Raw genomic sequence first — 17,610 nt, 5'->3', positions numbered from 1 at the left:
CCGGAGAGAAGGAGGGATTGGCTGGGGCGGGAGGGTTCGAACCTCCGAATGGCGGAATCAAAATCCGCTGCCTTACCACTTGGCTACGCCCCAGCAGGGCTCGGGGCCTTCGGGTGGCCTGCCTCGCGAAATGCGGCGGAAGATACCGGCATAGTTCTCGCCGCGCAACCGGCCCGGCCCCGCCCCGAAGGCGCGCGGAAAGGGCAAAAAGCGCCAGTGTTCGCCCTTGCCCGGCCCCGATTTGAGGGCTATAACGCCGCCTCGAATTGGATACGGAGTGTGGCGCAGTCTGGTAGCGCACCTCGTTCGGGACGAGGGGGTCGGAGGTTCGAATCCTCTCACTCCGACCATTCGAAATTTCCCCGACATAAAAGGCCCTGTCGCCGCGCGCTTGCCGCCGGTTTGACACGCCCCTTTCCCGCCCTATGATGCGCCCGCTCGATGGTTCCACGTGCCGCCCGTCATGGCGGTGCATGGAGGCAAGAGGGAACAGGGTGAGGCATCTTCGCCAATGCCCTGGCTGCCCCCGCAACTGTAAGCGGCGAGGTCGCGTTCCACCTGTGTCACTGGATACCCAAGTCCTTTCGAGGGCGGGCATTCCGGGAAGACGGAACGAGGCCGATGACCCGTGAGCCAGGAGACCTGCCACCGAGTTCGTCATCTGCCGTGGCCGGGGGTCTGCCAGGGGGACGGTGCGCCCTGTGTGCCTCTCGCATTCGGGTCTTCCGTTTTTCTGTCTCTCTCCCTGCACCGGCGCCATGCGGCCGGGGCGGCCGCGCCAGAGAGACAGGACCTAGTTTATGAAAAAGACAGGCTGGGGGGCCTATGCTGCCCTTACCCTTTTGGCGTTCGCGGCGATGCCCGCACATGCCGAAGAGACGACCGAACTGCCGGACCTTCTGATTTCGGCCGGTGTCGAACCCCTTCCCACCCGGGAAGTTGCAAGCTCCTTCACGATCGTTACGGCGGAAGAGATCGAAACCTTCCAGTATCGCGACCTGACCGACGCGCTGCGGTCGGTTCCGGGCCTCCATGTGGCGACGTCCGGCCCCCGCGGCGGGCAGACCTCCGTCTTCACGCGCGGCGCCAATTCCAACCAGACGCTGGTCATGATCAACGGGCTGCCGATCAACGACTCGGCTTCTCCGGGCGGCGCCGCCAATCTCGCCAACATACCGCTCGACAATGTGGATCGCATTGAGGTGGTGCGCGGTCCGCAAAGCGCGCTCTATGGCAGCCAGGCCATCGGCGGCGTCATCAACATCATCACGAAGACGGGTGCCGGCGCACCCGTCACCAGCCTGCGAGTCGAAGGCGGCACGCTCGGAACGCTCAATACACATGCGTCGACGGGCGGAAGTCTCGACGGTGTCGATTACTTCCTCTCCCTCTCGCGTGAAGCGACAAACGGCTCGGATGCGACACCCACCCGGCTGCGCGATGCGCGTGGCGAGGAGAAGGACGGCAATGAAGTCGGCTCCGTCTCCGGCCGCATCGGCGCGAAGCTCAATGAAAACCTGAGCGCTTCGGCTTTCATTCAATACACGAAGTCGGAGACGGACATTGACGATGACGGTTCAGACGCCGGTTTCGTTCAGGTCTATCAGAACTTCGACAGCACCTATGATTCGAACCGTCTCATCATGGCTGGCGACCTTTCCGGCAGCTTCTTCGACAATAAGTGGCGGCCGAAACTCTCCGCCGGCATTACCAACCAGAAATCGTTTCTCGACGACCAGCCCGATCCCGGCGGCTCGATCTATCTGAGCGACGTCGACTACAAAGGTAAGACGGTTACGGTCCGCTTCGACAATGCCTTCGACATTCATCCGCAGCATCTGTTGACGGCGGGCGCGAGCTACACGCGGGACGAATATTCATCGAGCGGTATCCGCGATCTCGGCGGCTTCATCGTTACGCCGGTATCTGACGCCGACACAGACGCGTTCGCGGTTTATGCCAGCGACCACATGACCTTCGGCGAGCGTTTCTTTGCCACCGTCTCCACGCGCTACGACATGCCGGAAGACATGGAGGACCGCTTCACCTTCACGATCGCTCCGGGCTATTACCATCCTGAAACCGACACGCGCCTGACCTTCTCCTACGGCACAGGCTTCAAGACGCCGTCGCTCTATCAGCGTTACGGACAGGAAATTAATGCCTTCTTCGGAACCATCACGCAGTACACCGGAAATCCGGACCTCAAGCCCGAAAAGAGCAAGGCCTGGGAAGTCGGCGTCGAGCAGGGCTTTCTGGAAGGCCGCGGTCTGGCCGGCGTCACCTGGTTCGACAGCGAAGTCGAAGACGCGATTTCCATCGAGTTCGACCTTGTAGGAAATTCGAGCGCGGTCAACGTCGATAAGTTCGATGCGAAGGGCATCGAGACCTTCATCCAGTTCAAGCCCTCGCCTGAAGTCACAGCGCGTATCGACTACACGCTGACGATCTTCAAGGCCGATCCGTTCGTGACCACCATGACCAGGCGGCCTCGCCACCTGATCGGCTTCACCGGCAGTTGGGAGCCGGTCGCGGGCACGGTCCTCTCGACCAATGTGCAATGGGTGGATATCTACCGCGACATTCCGCGCGACTCCTTCGGTTTCTTCCTCGATCCGGGGCCTTATACCGTGGTCAACATCGCCGGTTCGCACAAGCTGACCGACAATGTGACGCTGACGGCACGTGTGAACAACCTGCTCGATACACGCTATGAACCGGTCAACGGTTTGGAAGCAGCCGGTATCGAAGCACTGGCAGGCGTCGTCTTCACGTTCTGACGAACGGCCACAACAAAAGGCGCGGGAGCGAACCTCCCGCGCCTTTTCCTTTTTGTCCTGCCTCACCGTCCCGTGAAATTCGCCACGCGTTTCTCCACGAAATGCGCCACGCCTTCCTTGAAGTCGGCGCTGCCGAAGCTCTTCTGCATTTCGCTGTCGCCCACTTCCAGTGCATCGTTGAAGTTCTGGAACAGCGCCTTCCATATCTGCGCCTTCATCACCGCCATGGAGCGCGGCGATACTGTCTCGGACAGCACCTTCGCGTAGTCCATCACATTCGTCATGAAGGTTTCCTGCGGAAACACCTTGTTGACGAGGCCCATGCGCGCCGCTTCGTCGGCCATCACCTTGCGGCCGGACATCAGCAGGTCGAGCGAATGGGCCGGGCCGACGAGATGCGGCAGCAGCCATGAGATGCCATGTTCCGCAATCAAGCCGCGATTGGCGAAGGCGGTCGTGAATTTCGCCTCGGAGCCTGCGAAGCGCATGTCGGCGTAAAGCGCAAAGACGAGGCCGAGCCCTGCCGCCGGGCCGTTGATCGCGGCGATGATCGGCTTCTTCACCTGCATCAGATAACCGAAGCGGCCGCCATAGTGAGGCGATACGTCCGGCCCCAGACCGCTGCTGAAGTCGAACTTCTCCTCGCGCGCCGCAGTCGCCAGCTCGCGATCCTCCCACGTCTCCGCCTTGATCGACTGCAGCAGGTTCATGTCCGCGCCCGCACAGAAGCCGCGGCCCGCGCCCGTGATGACGATGACGCGCACATCATCGTCGGCGACGGCGGCCGCCATCGCTTTCTTCACGCTCTTTTCCATCGCTCCCGTCCACGCGTTCAGTTTGTCGGGCCGGTTGAGCGTCAGGGTCGCGACGCGGTCCTTCACTTCATATGTCAGGTCTTCATAGCTCATGATTTCCTCCCTCGTTTCCACGTGGCTTTCTTGTCGATGCCGTTTGCGTCAGTATAAGCAGAAGCTTGCACCCTTTGAGAAGTGTCGAAGCAAAACCAGCGGGGAGAACCGAAATGGCCGCCGATTTCCGCGAAATTCTTTTCGAGACGCCCGAGCCTCACATTGCGAAAGTGACGCTCAATCGCCCGGCTCAAATGAACGCCTATTCGACGCTGCTTTGCGCGGAACTCGTCGAGGCGCTCGACATCTATCTCCGCGACGACGATCTCCGATGCCTCATCCTTACAGGCGCCGGGCGCGGCTTCTGCGCCGGTGGCGATATCAGCGGCGCGGACGAGGAGCATGAGGCGCTGATGAAGACGCAGCTTTCGCATGGCCGCGAAATGCGCGACGGCATGCATCGCGTCATCCTCGCCTTCTCGCGCCTCGACAAGCCGACCATCGCCATGGTGAACGGCCCCGCCGTCGCGGGCGGGCTCACGCTTGCTCTCTCCTGCGATATGCGGATTGCCGCCGACACGGCAAAGCTCGGCGATACATCGGGCCGTTTCGGTCTCTTGCCGGATGAGGGCGGCGCCTGGTTCTTTCCCCGCTTCATGGGTCTCGACCTCGCGCTCAAGATGACCATGCTCGCCGAGGTCTACAGTGCGGACGAGGCGGAAGATCTCGGCCTTGTCACCGAGGTCGTTCCCGCCGCCGCGCTCGAGGCCCGTGTGATGGAGCTTGCGCGAGGTCTTGCTGCCCGCGCGCCGCTCGCCGTCCGCCTCGCCAAGTCCATGATGATGCGGGGCCAGACGCTGTCGCTCGAACAGTCGCTGGGCGATGCCGCCCTCTCCGTCATGGTCACGAACCCCAGCGCCGATGTCCGCGAGGGCGTGAAGGCTTTCTTCGACAAGCGGGAACCCAAATTCAAAGGTAAATGACCCCAACTGCGACAAGATGTGCGCGCAATGGTCATAGCCTCCGTCGCGCCGCCCGGTTAGGATCGTCGTCATGGGGACGAATTCGTCATATGGGCTGAACCGGCGGGCGCGCTTTGGCGCCGGGCCTTTGCTCGCCCTTCTGGCGATCTTCCTTCACGTCGCGGCGCCTCTCGCCTTCCAGCTTTCCAGCACGGCCACGCAGGACTTGCTCGAAACCGTCATCTGTTCGGGTGGCGAGGCGAAGACGGTCTATATCGACGCCGAAGGCAATCCCGTCGAGCCCGCTTCGCCCGGCAAGGCGAGCCATGACTGCAAATCCTGCGTCCATCATTGCGCGGCCACGCTCGCATCGCATCTCATGGTCGCCGGTCCGGCCTGGGCGCTTCCCGCGCCTCTCGCGGCCGTCTATTCGGTCGCCTCGGGCGTCTTCGCCTCGACGACCCATCCCCGCGCCCCTCCCGCCTGACGGCACGCTACTTCTTCCCAGTGTCATAACGACGCCTGCAGCGCCTCGCCGCCAGCAGGCGCGAGCCATGCAGTCAGGGCAACATGAAAAATACCTTCTCGCTCCTTCGCGGGGCGGCGCTTGCGGCGCCGTTTCTCGCTTCCCCCGCTTTCGCCCAAACGGCGGAAAGCGGCGCCGTCACCCTCCCGCAGATCGTCATCACCGCCGATGAAGCTAACGAAAACCCTCTGTCGGGTCTCGACCCCGCCGTTCATCCTTCCGGCACGCTCACCGTACCCGGCGTCATCGAGGCGCAGCGGGAGATGTCGCGCATGCCCGGTGCCGTCAGCCTCGTCCCTGCCACGCGCTATGAAGACAGCTACGCCCATAACATCGAAGACGTGATGGACTTCACGCCCGGCGTCTATGCGCGCAAGCGGTTCGGCGCGGAGGTTCGCCTCTCCATTCGCGGCTCCGGCCTCAGCCGCAGTTTCCATATGCGCGGCCTTGAAATCATGCAGGACGGTATTCCGTTCAACCTCGCCGACGGCGCGGCGGACTTCCAGGAAATCGATCCGCTGATCGCGCAGCACATCGAGGTCCACAAGGGCGGCAACGGCCTGCGCTTCGGTTCGTCCACACTCGGCGGCGCGATCAACTTCGTCATGCCGTCCGGCCACACGGCCTCCGCCGAAAATCTCTTCCGCATCGAAGGCGGCAGTCACGGCACCGCGCGCGTCCATATGCAGGCGGCGCGCGTCTACGGCGCCACCGACGTTTTCGCCGCCATGACCGGCAATCTCGTCGAAGGTTTCCGCGACCATGAGCGCGAGGAGAGCATCCGTTTCTCCGGCAATATCGGCCACCGCTTCAATGAGCGCGCCGAGACCCGCTTCTATCTCCTCTCCAACGTCGTCGATCAGGATCTCCCGGGCACGCTGACACTGGCCCAGGCCGAGAACGACCCCGAAATGGCCAATCCGCTGAGCGTCTCACGCAATGAGCAACGCAATGTCCGTTCGCTCCGCTTCGCCAACAAGACCGCGCTCGACCTCGACAATGGCGGCACGCTCGAATTCGGCGGCTATGTCGGCTACAAGCGCCTGTACCACCCCATCTTCCGCGTGCTCGATCAGCGCGGGCCGCTCGCCGGCGCCTTCACGCGCTACAGCGACGAAGGCACGCTTGCCGGGCACCGCAACATCGTCACGGTCGGCGGCGATGTTTCATGGGGCGAGGTCGATGCGAAGCAATACACAAACAATGCCGGGTCGCGCGGCGCGTTGCAGGCGAGCGGCACGCAGGAATCCACCAATCTCCGCCTCTATCTCGAAAACCAGTTCTATGTCGTGCCGACCGTCGCCCTTGTCGGCGGTGCGCAGGCCATCCATTCGCGGCGCAAGTTCACCAACGATCTTGTGCCCGCCCAGAGCGACAGCAGTTCCTACAGCACGGTGAGCCCGCGCGCCGGTGTGTTGTGGGACTTCGCGGAGAACGCGCAGGCCTATACCAATGTCACGCGCAGCTACGAGCCGCCGACCTTCTCGGAACTCGTGCAGGCAACCGTCTTCCAGTTCGTGCCGCTCGATCCGCAGCGCGCCTGGACGGCGGAAATCGGCACGCGCGGCACGTCAGCCACCGCCGCATGGGACGTCGCGCTCTACCGGGCCGAGGTGAAAGGCGAACTCATCTCCTTCACCGTGGTCCCCGGTAGTCCGCCCTTGACCCTCAATGCCGACGAGACGATCCATCAGGGTATCGAAGCGTCGCTCACGCTCGACATCGGCGCCTATGGCGTGAACAAACTGTTGCCGGAGGGGAGCCGCCTTCTGCTCGAACAGGCCTATATGTTCAGCGACTTCAGCTTCGATGGCGATGCGGTCTATGGCGACAACAAGCTCGCCGGCATGCCGCCCCATGTCTATGTCGCCGCACTGCGCTACAAGTCGCCGGCGCCGAACGGTCTCGGCTGGGACATCGCGCCGAAAGTCGAATGGGTGCCGGATGGCGGCTATGTCGATTACGCAAACAATCTCGAAGCGCCGGGCTATGCGACGCTCGGGCTTGAAGGCGGCGTCGACATCGCCAAGGGCGTTCGCCTCTTTCTCGATGCGCGCAATCTGACCGACGAGAACTACATTTCCACCTACAGCACCATCACCGACGCGACAGACCCGGCGGTCTCAACCAACGTCTTCTATCCGGGCGAAGGCCGCAGCTTCTTTGCCGGTCTCAAACTCGCCTTCTAGGGAGAATAACGATGAAACATCTTTCCATTGCTCTCTGCGCCGCCGCGATTTTCGCGGCGGCCGCGCCCGCCTCGGCCCATGTCACGCTCGGTGAGGAGAGCGCGCAGGCGGGGAGCTACTACAAGGCGTCCTTCCGCGTGCCGCATGGCTGCGACGGCTCGGCGACCACCGCCGTCTCGATGCGCATTCCCGAAGGTGTCATCTCCGTGAAGGCGCAGCCGAAGCCCGGCTGGACCGTCGCGACCGAAAAAGCCGCTTACACCCAAACCTATGAAGTGCATGGCAAGCCGGTGTCGGAAGGCGTGGTGAAGGTCACGTGGCAGGGAGGGCCCCTGCCCGACGACCAGTTCGACGAATTCGCCTTCCTCGCGAAGCTCCCCTCCGACCCCGAAGCCATGATGCTCTTCTTCCCGGTCGAGCAGACCTGCGAGAAAGGCTCGATCGCCTGGGACGAATTCGCCGCGCCGGGCGTCGATCCGCACTCGCTCAAGAGGCCCGCTCCCGCCCTCATGCTGATCCATGGCGAGGGCCATGAGCATCATCATTGATGCCTCGCGGCGCCGATCTGCTAGTCTCTCTCCAGCAACGACAGGAGAGCCGGCATGGGAACGACGCTGCCGAAAAAGGGCAAGGACTGGAGCGAATTGAAGACGGAAATGGAAGCCCGCGGCTCCCACGACGTCAAATGGCGCGACGGCAAGACCGCCGTCTATGTCTTCAATGCCGGTCCCGAGGTCGCACAGGTCCAGAAGGAAGCCTATGCGATGTTCATGTCGGAAAACGGCCTCGGGCCGATGGCCTTTCCGAGCCTGAAACAGATGGAGGACGAGGTGGTCTCGATGGGCCTCGGCCTCCTGCACGGGCCGGACGGCTCCGTCGGCAACATCACCTCGGGCGGCACGGATTCGATCACCATGGCGATCAAGACCGCCCGCGATTTCGCGCGCAAGACAAAGGGCGTCACGGGCCAGTGCAACATCGTCGCGCCCTGGTCCGCGCATCCCGCCTTCGACAAGGCGGCGAAGATGATGGAAATCGAAATGCGGCGCGTGCCCTGCGCCGATCTTCTCGCCGATGTCGGTGCGATGGAAAAGAAGATCGATGCCAACACCATCATGCTGGTCGGCTCCGCGCCCTGCTTTCCCTATGGCCTGATCGATCCCATCGAGGCGCTGGGCAAGCTCGCCGAGAAGAAAAACCTCTGGCTCCATGTCGATGCCTGTGTCGGCGGCTATATCGCGCCCTTCGTCCGCATGAATGGCGGCGACATTCCGCCTTTCGATTTCGAGGTGCCCTCCGTCTCCTCCATGTCGGCGGACCTGCACAAATACGGCTATTGCGCCAAGGGTGCCTCCACCGTCCTCTTCCGTTCGGAAGAACTTCGCGCGCATATGATCTTCGACTGCGCGGACTGGCCGGGCGGGCGGATGGTCACGCCGACGCTTGCCGGCACGCGGCCAGGCGGCGCCATCGCGGCGGCGTGGGCCGTCATGAATTTCCTCGGCGAGGAAGGCTATCGCGCAAAGCACAAACAGGTGACGGACGCGCGCGAGGCAATCGAGGCGGGCATCGCGAAGCTCGGCTTCCGCGTGCTCGGCCGTCCGCAGCTCGGCATCGTCTCCTTCACACATGATGAGGAAGACCCCTTCGCTGTCTGGGGCAAGCTTTTCGAGCGCGGCTGGTTCACCAGCCTGACGACCGAGCCGAAGGGGCTCCATCTCATGCTCTCGCCTTTCCACGCGCAGGTGACGGGCACCTACCTCGCCGATCTCGAATGGGCACTTGGCGAAGTGAAAGCCGGCAATGAAGGCAAGAAGCGGGAAGCGCGCTACAGCTGAGACATGAAGAAGCCCGCCGGGGGGAATCGGCGGGCTTCCAACTCATACGCAACATACTTTCGGAACCATGCTCAAGGCATGGCGGCCCGTTCAGTTACCGGTGGCGTCGTCGATTTCCTCACCCGCATCTTCCATCGGGCCGGAATTGTCGAATGCGTTGCCGATGTCTTCGCCGGCTTCATCCAGCGCCTCGCCGGCTTCTTCCGCCGGGCCCTGGTCGTCGCAGGCAGCCAGGCCGCCCATCATGGGCAGAAGAATCGCGAACCCGATGAGTGTCTTGCGCAACATAAAAAGTCTCCATCCTTGGTGACGGGAATCCGGCGCCACCCGGCACCGGTAGAAACGAGGAACTGCAAGAAAACGCGCCGGTTCCATTCGGGTTCCATCGCCGTTACGGAAAATACATATGCGAGGCCGACGCAACGTCAGGCGCCGCCTTCTAGCCCAACAAGGGCAGGCCGCCCGGCCCGATTGGCGGTTTTCCCCGCCCTCGCGGCTGCTACTATTCCCTCAATAACAATGTCTTCCGGGGAGGAGCGGCAATGGGCGCAGCGGCAGTCAGGTCCGGCAAGCGGGTAGCGGAAATATCGGGCCTGGCGGAGCGGGCGGCGCGCGCCGCCAGCGGCTTTGCCAGCCTCGGCATAGGCGCGGGCGATGTCGTCGCGGTCTATCTACGGAACGATTTTCCTTTCTTCGAGGCATCCGCGGCGGCGGGTCTCGTAGGCGCCTATTCGACACCCGTCAACTGGCACAATTCGCCGGACGAGGCGCGCTACATCTTCGAGAATTCGGGCGCCAAGGCGATCGTCATCCATGCCGATCTCTGGCGTGGCATCGAAAAGGCGCTGCCGAAGAACGTCCCCGTTTTCGTCGTCGAGACGCCGGCCGAAATCGTCTCGGCCTATGGTCTCTCCGCCGAAGCCGCGAAGCTCCCGGCCGGCACGCAGGACTGGGGCCAATGGCTCGCGCAGTTCCCGCCGATCACCGCCGGCCCCGCCGAGGCGCCCGGCTCGATGATCTACACATCCGGCACCACCGGCCATCCGAAGGGCGTGCGCCGCGCCGCGCCGACGGCGGAACAGGCCGCCGCCTGGGGCCAGGTCGTCGGCACCGTCATGGGTTTCAGCCCCGAATATGGCGAGCCGCAGAACATGGTCACGGTCGTCACCGGCCCCATGTATCACTCCGCGCCCAATGCCTACGGGCTCTTCGCCTTCCGCGTCGGCGCCAATGTCATCCTGCAGCCCCGCTTCGATCCCGAAGAATTGCTGCAGATGATCGACACCTACAAGGTCACGCATCTCCACATGGTGCCCACCATGTTCGTCCGCCTGCTGAAATTGCCCGATGAGGTAAAGAAAAAATACGACCTGTCGTCGCTGCGCTTCGTCGTTCATGCGGCGGCGCCCTGCCCCGTTCACGTGAAGCAGGCCATGATCGCTTGGTGGGGGCCCGTCATTAATGAATATTACGGCGGCACCGAAACGGGCGCGGTCGTCTTCTGCAACTCCGAACAATATCTCAAGCATCCCGGCACCGTCGGCAAGGCGGTCCAGGGCGCGAAGGTCATGGTGCTCGGCGAGAATGGCGAGGAGCTTGCAGCCGGTGCGACAGGCGAAATCGTCTGCCGCATTCCCGCCATTCCCGACTTCACCTATCACGGCGACGACGAGAAGCGGCGCAAGGCCGAAAAGGCCGGCCTCATCGCACTCGGCGATATCGGCTATCTCGACGAAGACGGCTTTCTCTATCTCTGCGACCGCGCCAAGGACATGGTGATCTCGGGCGGGGTCAACATCTACCCGGCCGAAATCGAGGCCGAGCTTCACAAGATGCCGGGCGTCGGCGATTGCGCGGTTTTCGGCATCCCGGACGAGGAGTTCGGGGAGTCGCTCTGCGCCGTCGTCCAGCAGCAGCCGGGCGCCGGGCTTTCGGAAGCGGACGTCAAAGCCTTTCTCCGAGAGCGGGTGGCCGGCTACAAGGTGCCGAAGCGGGTCGAGTTTCAGAACGATCTGCCGCGCGAGGATTCGGGCAAGATCTTCAAGCGCAAGCTGCGCGAGCCCTATTGGCAGCAGGCGGGCCGCCAGATCTGATCTCGCCCACGCGAATAAAAAGGGCGGTCTTCCGCCCTTTTTTTCATGCCCTGCGTCAAAAAGTCATGCGCTGCCACGAAATATTCACTCACTGACATCTTGTCAGTTTGTGCAATGCAGCATATCTTTGAACCAAGATGCAGACCGCCACTCGAGGCGGCATCCCGAAAGGGGCAATGAGCGGAAACGGCCAGGCCGGACTTGAGTCCACTCTTGTTACCAGAGGTTTGCCCATGACTACCGCCCAGCATCTCGCCTCCCATGTCGCCGCCCAGACCCGTTCTGCCAGCGTCGGGCTTTCGGCCCAGGTGGAACGCCTGTGGACGGCAATCGCGGCCCAGATTCACAAGACCCGCACTGAATTCAGCCCGTCGGACGCCTTCACCGCCGCCGGCTACAGCTTGCTCGGTCTTTATGCGACCGGCTTCGTGGCCTATATCGCCGTTCTCTACTGAGCCGCGAAGGCACGACCGTAACCATCTTCCGGCGCGGCGGTCCGCCGCCGCGCCGCAACCCTCTTTCCATCTCCCATTTTCTTTTTCCGCAGATTATCGGCTCTTGCCCTGCGTAATGGCATACTCATATAATAAGCTAAGCTTATTAGAAGCCGTACATTCTTCCTCTGGGATGGATCGCATGCCTGCCAATCAGAACCCCGAACGCAGCACCGGCTTTCTGTTGCGCGATAATTCGCGTTTCATGAAAACCGCCTTCAACGACAGGGTGAGCGGTCTGACGCAGGCGCAATGGGGCGCTCTCGCCCATCTTTCTCGCCATCAGGGCCTGAACCAGGTGGGGCTCGCCGACCTTCTCGAGGTACAGCCCATCACCGTCGCACGGCTCATCGACAAGCTGGTGGCGCTCGGCGTGGTGGAGCGGCGGCCGGACCCGAACGACCGGCGCGCGCAACAGCTCTTCCTCACGCCCAATGCGCAGCCCCTGCTCGATCAGCTATGGGAAGCGGGCGACGAAATTCTCGATGAGGCCTATGACGGGTTCACAGCCGAGGAGCGCGCCAGCTTCATCGACATGCTGGTGCGGATGCGCGGCAATCTCGCCCGCTTCGCGCAGCATGGCAGCAGCCGCAGCCGCGCGCCCAGCTACCGCAAGGCGGGCTGAGCGCCGCCATTGAGTTTGCGTCCCGAACGGTCCAAGCTGCCGCCAAAACGGGAGGCCCAATGTCGGTTCAAATTCCTTACGTTCGTGAAATCGAGTTCGAATATGGCGGCTGCGACGAGGTATCGCCGCTGATCCGCCGCGTCGTCGCGAACAATCCTTCCGCCTTCACCTACAAGGGTACCGGCACCTATATCATCGGCCATGGCGAGGTCGCGGTGGTCGATCCCGGCCCCCTGCTCAATGCCCATGTCGAGGCGCTGCTCCGTGCGCTCGAAGGCGAGATCGTCAGCCATATCCTCATCACCCACACGCATAGCGATCACTCGCCCGCCGCGAAGCCGCTGAAGGCGCTCACCGGCGCCGAGACCTATGCCTTCGGCCCGCATGGCGCCGGGCAGCAGGGCTCGGACGATGTGCAGGTCGAGGAAGATGGCGACATGGATTTCGTGCCCGATGTCGAAGTCGGCGACGGCGACATCATCGAGGGCGATGGCTGGACGGTCGAATGCGTCTACACGCCCGGCCACACCTCGAACCACATGTGCTTTGCGCTGCAGGAAGAAAAGGCGCTCTTCTCGGGCGATCATGTCATGGGCTGGTCGACCAGCGTGGTGAGCCCGCCCGACGGCAACATGGAACAATACATGGCGTCGTTGAAGCTCCTGCTGGAGCGCGACGATGAAATCTACTGGCCGACGCATGGCCCGGCGATCAAGGATCCGAAGCCTTTCGTGCGTTCCTTCATCGCCCATCGTGAAGACCGCGAGCAGCAAATCCTGAAGCAACTCGCCTCGGGGAAAACGCGCATCGCGGAAATGGTGCCGGTCATGTACGCCGCCGTCGACAAGCGGCTCTACCCCGCCGCCGCCCGCTCCGTCTTCGCCCACATGGAATATCTCGTCGCCCGCGGCATCGTTCAGTCCGAAGGCAAGCCCTCGCTCGGCGGGAACTACCGGCTGGCGTAAGGCGGACGAAGAAAACGGATACTCTTCCTTCCCACCCTCCCCTTGTGGGAGGGGGGAAGAGCGGAGTCAGTCTTGCGCCAGCTTCTGCCTCAACACATGCAGATAAGTCCGTATACGGTTCGCATTCGCGCCGAGGTCGCTTTCGCCGACGCGCGAGACCGAGCGCACATCCACATGGGCGCCCTCTCCGGCTTCCGTGACGCGGATCGCAATATCGTCGCGGAAGTTCATCACCCGCGTCGTCGCCGTCGCCTCGATGGTTCCCGTTTCCGGCGTCGAGGCCAGGATTTCCCAGCCCATGTCGCGCGCCGTTTCGAGCGCGGCCTCGTAGACCTTGCCCGGCTGCCGGTCCACTGTCAGCGTATCGACATCGGGATAGGCCGCGCGCTGTTGCTCCGCGAGGTCGGCGGGCGCAGCCCGGTCAAGCGGGTTCGATGCCTCGCCGCGTGCCGCAATCGTTGCCGCCGAGAAGGCGGGCGGGTTGTCGAGATCGGTCGTGATGTCGTGAATGCGCGGCACTTTCGAGCCGGCGATGATCGCCTGTCCGACAGGCGCGGCGACGAGCAGGCCGAGCACCAGGCCGGCAATCGCCGTCCGCGTGCCGCGCCGGTTTGAAACCAGCGTGCGGACAAGGCCCGCGGCCGAGAGAAGCGCCGCGATGAGGCCGATCAGCGCCGCGAATGCCAGGCCGCGCACGGCGAGGCCGAAATGCACCAGCTCGAACCGGTTGCCGATAATACAAAGCGCCAGAAGGATCAGCGCGAGTATGCCGGTCCTCAAGCCAAACGCGGCAAGCCGCGAACTCTGCTGGTCCATAATGCCCTGCCCTGTGGGTTCGGCGGATTTCAGATCCGCGGGAATGTCATTTGCCCTGCCCGGCGCGCTTGCCTACTCGGCGGCGTTGGCGGTCGGCAGCTTGTAGTCCTTGAACTGTTCGCGCAGCGTCAGCTTCTGGATCTTGCCGGTTGCCGTGTGCGGGATTTCCTTCACGAAGACCACATCGTCCGGCATCCACCATTTGGCGATCTTGCCTTCCATGTAGCTCAGGATTTCTTCCTTGGTCGGGTTTTCGCCTTCCTTCGGCACCACGATCAGCAGCGGGCGTTCGTCCCACTTCGGATGCAGGATGCCGATGACGGCGGCTTCCGTTACTTTCGGATGGCCGACCGCGAGGTTCTCGATTTCGATCGAGGAAATCCATTCGCCGCCGGACTTGATCACGTCCTTGGCGCGGTCGGTGATCTGCATATAGCCCTGCGCGTCGATGGTAGCGACGTCGCCGGTGTCGAACCAGCCATCCTTGTCGAGGATGTTGCCGCCCTCGCCCTTGAGATAGGCGCCGGCGATCGCCGGCCCGCGCACCATCAGGTGGCCGAAGGCCTTGCCGTCGGAGGGCAGCTCGTTGCCGTCATCGTCGGTGATCTTCATTTCGACCGTGTAGATCGCGCGGCCCTGCTTCACCTTCACGTCGATCTGCTTGTCGAGCGGCAGGTCTTCCATGCCGGCCTTCAAGGCGCCGAGCGTGCCCATGGGCGACATTTCCGTCATGCCCCAGGCGTGGAACACCTTCACGTCGTAATTCTTCTCGAAGACCTCGATCATCGAGCGCGGCGCGGCCGAGCCGCCGATCACCACACGGTCGAGCTTCGGCAGTTGCGCGCCGGTCTTCTCCAGATATTGCAGCAGCATCAGCCAGACGGTCGGCACCGCCGCCGTCACCGTCACCTGCTCCTTGTCGAGAAGCTCATAGATGCTCTGGCCGTCCATCTGCGCGCCGGGCATGACGATCTTCGCGCCGACGGCGGGTGCCGCAAAGGCGATGCCCCAGGCGTTGGCATGGAACATCGGCACCACAGGCAGGATCGCGTCGGCGCATTTCATGCCGAGCGCGTCGCCCATATTGGCGGCCATGGAATGGATCACGTTGGAGCGGTGCGAATAGAGCACGCCCTTGGGGTTCCCCGTCGTGCCGGAGGTGTAGCAGAGGCCGCAGGCCGCGTTCTCGTCCACTTCCGCCCATTTGAAGTTGCCGTCTTCAGCTTCCACGATCTCCTCGAAGCAGAGCGCGTTCGGGAGTTTCGTGTCCGGCATATGCGCCTTGTCGGTCATCACGACATAGGCCTTCACCTTGGGCAGCTTGTCGGCGATGCCTTCGAGGATCGGCACGAAGGTCAGGTCGAGGAAGATGATTTTGTCTTCCGCGTGGTTGATGATGTAGACGAGCTGTTCGGCGAAGAGGCGCGGGTTCAGCGTGTGGCAGACCGCGCCCATGCCCATGATGCCGTACCAGGCTTCGAGATGGCGGCTCGTGTTCCACGCCATGGTGGCGACGATGTCGCCTTCCTTCACGCCGAGGCGGCCCAGCGCCTGCGCCACCTTGCGGGCGCGCAGATGGACTTCCTTGTAGGTGGTGCGCGTAATCGGCCCCTCGACCGAGCGCGTCACGATTTCGCGGTCGCCATGAAACCGCGCGGCGTGGTCGATGATCGTCGATACGCGCAGCGGCCAGTCCTGCATCAATCCCTGCATGGGTCGTTTCCCTCTGATCTGACGCCGGGGTTTCCCGGCTTTATCCCCGTTTTGGGGGCAGTCTAGTGACATAATCCGGCCCCGACAACGATTGTCGGGCGGCCTCACCCTCATGTGAAGATCACTCCGTTCTTGCCTATTGAACGGGCAACACCGTCTAATGCCGTCAAAGAAAACCACACTTTCGAGGGGGACCTTCATGACAGAGCTTCATTTCCGCTCCGCGAGCGATCTCGGCCGGATGATCCGCCGCCGCGAGGTGAGTTCGGCCGAACTCACCGACCATTTCATCGCCCGGGTGGAAAAGCTCGATCCGAAGATCAACGCCGTCGTCGCGCGCGATTTCGAGGGCGCGCACAAGGCCGCCGACGCCGCCGACGAGGCGCTGGCGCGGGGCGAGATCCAGGGCCCGCTGCACGGCCTCCCCTTCACCATCAAGGATGCCTATGAAGTCGCGGGCCTCACCTCCACCGGCGGCGCGCCTGTCTGGAAGGATCATGTCCCCGCCACCAGCGCCACCGCCATCGGGCGGCTGCAGCGCGCGGGCGCCATCGTCTTCGGCAAGACGAACGTGCCCTATCTCTCCGGCGACCTGCAGACCTATAACGACATCTACGGCACCACCAACAATCCGTGGGCGCTCGACTGCGGGCCCGGCGGTTCGTCGGGCGGTTCCGCCGCCTCGCTCGCGGCCGGTTTCACGGCGGCCGAATTCGGCTCCGACATCGGCGGCTCGATCCGCACGCCCGCCCATCTCTGCGGCGTCTTCGGCCACAAGCCGACATTCGACATCGTGCCGAAGCGCGGCCATCTCTCGCCGCCGCCCGGCGCGCTTTCCGAAGGCGATCTCTCGGTCGCGGGCCCGCTCGCCCGCAGCGCCGAAGACCTGCAACTCCTGCTCGACATCGCCGCCGGTCCCGACTGGGCGGACGCCATCGGCTGGAAGCTCGACCTGCCGCAAGCCCGCGCGAAGACACCGAAGGAGCTTCGCGTCGCGGTCTGGATCGAGGATGAATTCTGCGACATCGACAAGGAGAGCGCCGAACTTCTCACCAACGCCGCCAACGCACTCGCCGATGCGGGCGCCAATGTCGACTGGCAGGCGCGGCCCGATTTCACGCTGGCCGACATCACCGAGGCCTATCTGATCCTGCTCCATTCGCAGATCGGCGCGGGCATGCCGCAAAGCATCCGCGATCACTGGTCGGAATTGAAGAAGAGCTTCAAGGCGGACGACAAGAGCCACCGCGCGCTGCAGGCCATCGGCGGCACGCTCTCGCTCGCGGAGCGCGCTGTCTGGAAGGAGAAGCAGGCCCAGCTCCGCTGGCGCTGGCATCAGTTCTTCCAGAAATACGATGTCGTCCTCGCGCCCGTTCTGATGCGCCCCGCCTTCGAGCACAATCACGAAACGAACTGGCACAAGCGCGAACTGGACGTGAACGGCGTCATGCGTCCCTATATGGACGTGCTCATCTGGGCCGGCCCGGCCGTCGTCTCCTACCTCCCCGCCTCCGTCGCGCCGGTCGGCATCACAAGCGAAGGCAAGCCCGTCGGCATCCAGATCATCGGCCCGCATCTGGAGGATCGCACGACCATCGCAGTGGCGGGCATGTTCGAGGAGATACTGGGCGGCTTCAAACCGCCGAAGGGGTGGTGAGAACAAACCTCTCTTCCCACCCTCCCCCTGCGGGAGGGTCGAAAGTTGCGAAGCAAGTTTCGGGGAGGGGTAAGCGTGGAACCCATGCGCGTAACGGGAAGTCC

At 63.3% G+C, this 17,610-nt stretch carries 15 protein-coding genes, 2 tRNA genes and 1 riboswitch; of the genes, 12 read left to right on the top strand and 5 right to left on the bottom strand.

Features of this window, described 5'->3' with window-relative positions:
• Positions 1-18 precede the first annotated feature (18 nt).
• Positions 19-93 (bottom strand) — tRNA-Gln (locus PLAV_RS04135).
• Positions 94-273: 180 nt separating this feature from the next.
• Between PLAV_RS04135 and PLAV_RS04130 the strand changes: the two genes are divergently transcribed.
• Both PLAV_RS04130 and PLAV_RS04125 read left to right on the top strand, forming a co-directional pair.
• A tRNA-Pro gene (locus tag PLAV_RS04130) sits at positions 274-350 on the top strand.
• A gap of 75 nt (positions 351-425) precedes the next feature.
• A riboswitch (cobalamin riboswitch) is annotated at positions 426-664 on the top strand.
• A 136-nt stretch (positions 665-800) separates the two neighbouring features.
• Positions 801-2,780, top strand: coding sequence for a TonB-dependent receptor plug domain-containing protein (locus PLAV_RS04125; RefSeq protein WP_012109685.1), 1,980 nt, complete (start codon positions 801-803; stop codon positions 2,778-2,780).
• A gap of 62 nt (positions 2,781-2,842) precedes the next feature.
• On the opposite strand, the gene PLAV_RS04120 is transcribed toward PLAV_RS04125, so the two are convergent.
• A complete protein-coding gene (locus PLAV_RS04120) occupies positions 2,843-3,688 on the bottom strand; it encodes an enoyl-CoA hydratase (RefSeq protein ID WP_012109684.1) in 846 nt (281 codons plus the stop codon).
• A 113-nt stretch (positions 3,689-3,801) separates the two neighbouring features.
• Here PLAV_RS04120 and PLAV_RS04115 point away from each other — a divergent pair, with 113 nt between their 5' ends.
• The 5 genes from PLAV_RS04115 to PLAV_RS04095 all read left to right on the top strand — a co-directional run bounded on the left by PLAV_RS04115 (position 3,802) and on the right by PLAV_RS04095 (position 9,143).
• Positions 3,802-4,611 carry an enoyl-CoA hydratase/isomerase family protein gene (locus PLAV_RS04115; RefSeq protein ID WP_012109683.1) on the top strand — a complete coding sequence of 270 codons (810 nt, stop codon included), beginning with the start codon at positions 3,802-3,804 and terminating at the stop codon, positions 4,609-4,611.
• A 70-nt stretch (positions 4,612-4,681) separates the two neighbouring features.
• A complete protein-coding gene (locus PLAV_RS04110; protein ID WP_012109682.1) occupies positions 4,682-5,077 on the top strand; it encodes a DUF2946 family protein in 396 nt (131 codons plus the stop codon).
• Between the two features lie 83 nt (positions 5,078-5,160).
• Positions 5,161-7,305, top strand: a complete 2,145-nt coding sequence (locus tag PLAV_RS04105) for a TonB-dependent receptor family protein (RefSeq protein WP_012109681.1) — start codon at positions 5,161-5,163, stop codon at positions 7,303-7,305.
• 11 nt (positions 7,306-7,316) lie between these two features.
• Entirely contained in the window at positions 7,317-7,853 is a 537-nt protein-coding gene (locus PLAV_RS04100) for a YcnI family protein (RefSeq protein WP_012109680.1), read from the top strand.
• A gap of 54 nt (positions 7,854-7,907) precedes the next feature.
• Positions 7,908-9,143 (top strand): pyridoxal phosphate-dependent decarboxylase family protein, encoded by a 1,236-nt coding sequence (locus PLAV_RS04095; protein WP_012109679.1) that lies wholly within the window; start codon positions 7,908-7,910, stop codon positions 9,141-9,143.
• 90 nt (positions 9,144-9,233) lie between these two features.
• Here the strand turns inward: PLAV_RS04095 and PLAV_RS04090 are convergent, their stop codons facing one another.
• Positions 9,234-9,431 (bottom strand): hypothetical protein, encoded by a 198-nt coding sequence (locus PLAV_RS04090; protein WP_012109678.1) that lies wholly within the window; start codon positions 9,429-9,431, stop codon positions 9,234-9,236.
• A 254-nt stretch (positions 9,432-9,685) separates the two neighbouring features.
• Between PLAV_RS04090 and PLAV_RS04085 the strand changes: the two genes are divergently transcribed.
• The 4 genes from PLAV_RS04085 (at position 9,686) to PLAV_RS04070 (ending at position 13,320) form a co-directional block, all read left to right on the top strand.
• Positions 9,686-11,236 (top strand): acyl-CoA synthetase, encoded by a 1,551-nt coding sequence (locus PLAV_RS04085; RefSeq protein ID WP_012109677.1) that lies wholly within the window; start codon positions 9,686-9,688, stop codon positions 11,234-11,236.
• Between the two features lie 233 nt (positions 11,237-11,469).
• On the top strand, positions 11,470-11,691 hold the full coding sequence (locus PLAV_RS19600; protein WP_041535835.1) for a hypothetical protein: 222 nt from the start codon (positions 11,470-11,472) through the stop codon (positions 11,689-11,691).
• A 181-nt stretch (positions 11,692-11,872) separates the two neighbouring features.
• On the top strand, positions 11,873-12,355 hold the full coding sequence (locus tag PLAV_RS19595) for a MarR family winged helix-turn-helix transcriptional regulator (protein ID WP_012109675.1): 483 nt from the start codon (positions 11,873-11,875) through the stop codon (positions 12,353-12,355).
• A 59-nt stretch (positions 12,356-12,414) separates the two neighbouring features.
• The gene (locus PLAV_RS04070; protein ID WP_012109674.1) at positions 12,415-13,320 is read left to right on the top strand and encodes an MBL fold metallo-hydrolase; all 906 of its coding nucleotides are present in this window, start codon (positions 12,415-12,417) and stop codon (positions 13,318-13,320) included.
• A gap of 66 nt (positions 13,321-13,386) precedes the next feature.
• Here PLAV_RS04070 and PLAV_RS04065 read toward each other — a convergent pair whose 3' ends face one another.
• Positions 13,387-14,136 (bottom strand): DUF1499 domain-containing protein, encoded by a 750-nt coding sequence (locus PLAV_RS04065; protein ID WP_012109673.1) that lies wholly within the window; start codon positions 14,134-14,136, stop codon positions 13,387-13,389.
• A 72-nt stretch (positions 14,137-14,208) separates the two neighbouring features.
• Positions 14,209-15,849 carry a 3-(methylthio)propionyl-CoA ligase gene (locus PLAV_RS04060; protein WP_012109672.1) on the bottom strand — a complete coding sequence of 547 codons (1,641 nt, stop codon included), beginning with the start codon at positions 15,847-15,849 and terminating at the stop codon, positions 14,209-14,211.
• 199 nt (positions 15,850-16,048) lie between these two features.
• On the opposite strand from PLAV_RS04060, the gene PLAV_RS04055 reads away from it, so the two are divergent.
• Positions 16,049-17,506: an amidase gene (locus PLAV_RS04055; RefSeq protein WP_012109671.1), complete on the top strand. Its 1,458-nt coding sequence runs from the start codon at positions 16,049-16,051 to the stop codon at positions 17,504-17,506.
• Positions 17,507-17,610: the final 104 nt, after the last annotated feature.

Source organism: Parvibaculum lavamentivorans DS-1, from assembly GCF_000017565.1.
Lineage (GTDB): Bacteria > Pseudomonadota > Alphaproteobacteria > Parvibaculales > Parvibaculaceae > Parvibaculum > Parvibaculum lavamentivorans.
This window is presented reverse-complemented; position numbering and strand designations above follow the sequence as displayed.

What these genes read in the sequence shown, in the direction of transcription:
- PLAV_RS04055 (WP_012109671.1), top strand. Translation starts at nt 16,049, where the DNA reads ATGACAGAGCTTCATTTCCGCTCCGCGAGCGATCTCGGCCGGATGATC.
- PLAV_RS04070 (WP_012109674.1), top strand. Translation starts at nt 12,415, where the DNA reads ATGTCGGTTCAAATTCCTTACGTTCGTGAAATCGAGTTCGAATATGGC.
- PLAV_RS19600 (WP_041535835.1), top strand. Translation starts at nt 11,470, where the DNA reads ATGACTACCGCCCAGCATCTCGCCTCCCATGTCGCCGCCCAGACCCGT.
- PLAV_RS04060 (WP_012109672.1), bottom strand. Translation starts at nt 15,849, where the DNA reads ATGCAGGGATTGATGCAGGACTGGCCGCTGCGCGTATCGACGATCATC.
- PLAV_RS04115 (WP_012109683.1), top strand. Translation starts at nt 3,802, where the DNA reads ATGGCCGCCGATTTCCGCGAAATTCTTTTCGAGACGCCCGAGCCTCAC.
- PLAV_RS04065 (WP_012109673.1), bottom strand. Translation starts at nt 14,136, where the DNA reads ATGGACCAGCAGAGTTCGCGGCTTGCCGCGTTTGGCTTGAGGACCGGC.
- PLAV_RS19595 (WP_012109675.1), top strand. Translation starts at nt 11,873, where the DNA reads ATGCCTGCCAATCAGAACCCCGAACGCAGCACCGGCTTTCTGTTGCGC.
- PLAV_RS04110 (WP_012109682.1), top strand. Translation starts at nt 4,682, where the DNA reads ATGGGGACGAATTCGTCATATGGGCTGAACCGGCGGGCGCGCTTTGGC.
- PLAV_RS04120 (WP_012109684.1), bottom strand. Translation starts at nt 3,688, where the DNA reads ATGAGCTATGAAGACCTGACATATGAAGTGAAGGACCGCGTCGCGACC.
- PLAV_RS04125 (WP_012109685.1), top strand. Translation starts at nt 801, where the DNA reads ATGAAAAAGACAGGCTGGGGGGCCTATGCTGCCCTTACCCTTTTGGCG.
- PLAV_RS04100 (WP_012109680.1), top strand. Translation starts at nt 7,317, where the DNA reads ATGAAACATCTTTCCATTGCTCTCTGCGCCGCCGCGATTTTCGCGGCG.
- PLAV_RS04095 (WP_012109679.1), top strand. Translation starts at nt 7,908, where the DNA reads ATGGGAACGACGCTGCCGAAAAAGGGCAAGGACTGGAGCGAATTGAAG.
- PLAV_RS04090 (WP_012109678.1), bottom strand. Translation starts at nt 9,431, where the DNA reads ATGTTGCGCAAGACACTCATCGGGTTCGCGATTCTTCTGCCCATGATG.
- PLAV_RS04105 (WP_012109681.1), top strand. Translation starts at nt 5,161, where the DNA reads ATGAAAAATACCTTCTCGCTCCTTCGCGGGGCGGCGCTTGCGGCGCCG.
- PLAV_RS04085 (WP_012109677.1), top strand. Translation starts at nt 9,686, where the DNA reads ATGGGCGCAGCGGCAGTCAGGTCCGGCAAGCGGGTAGCGGAAATATCG.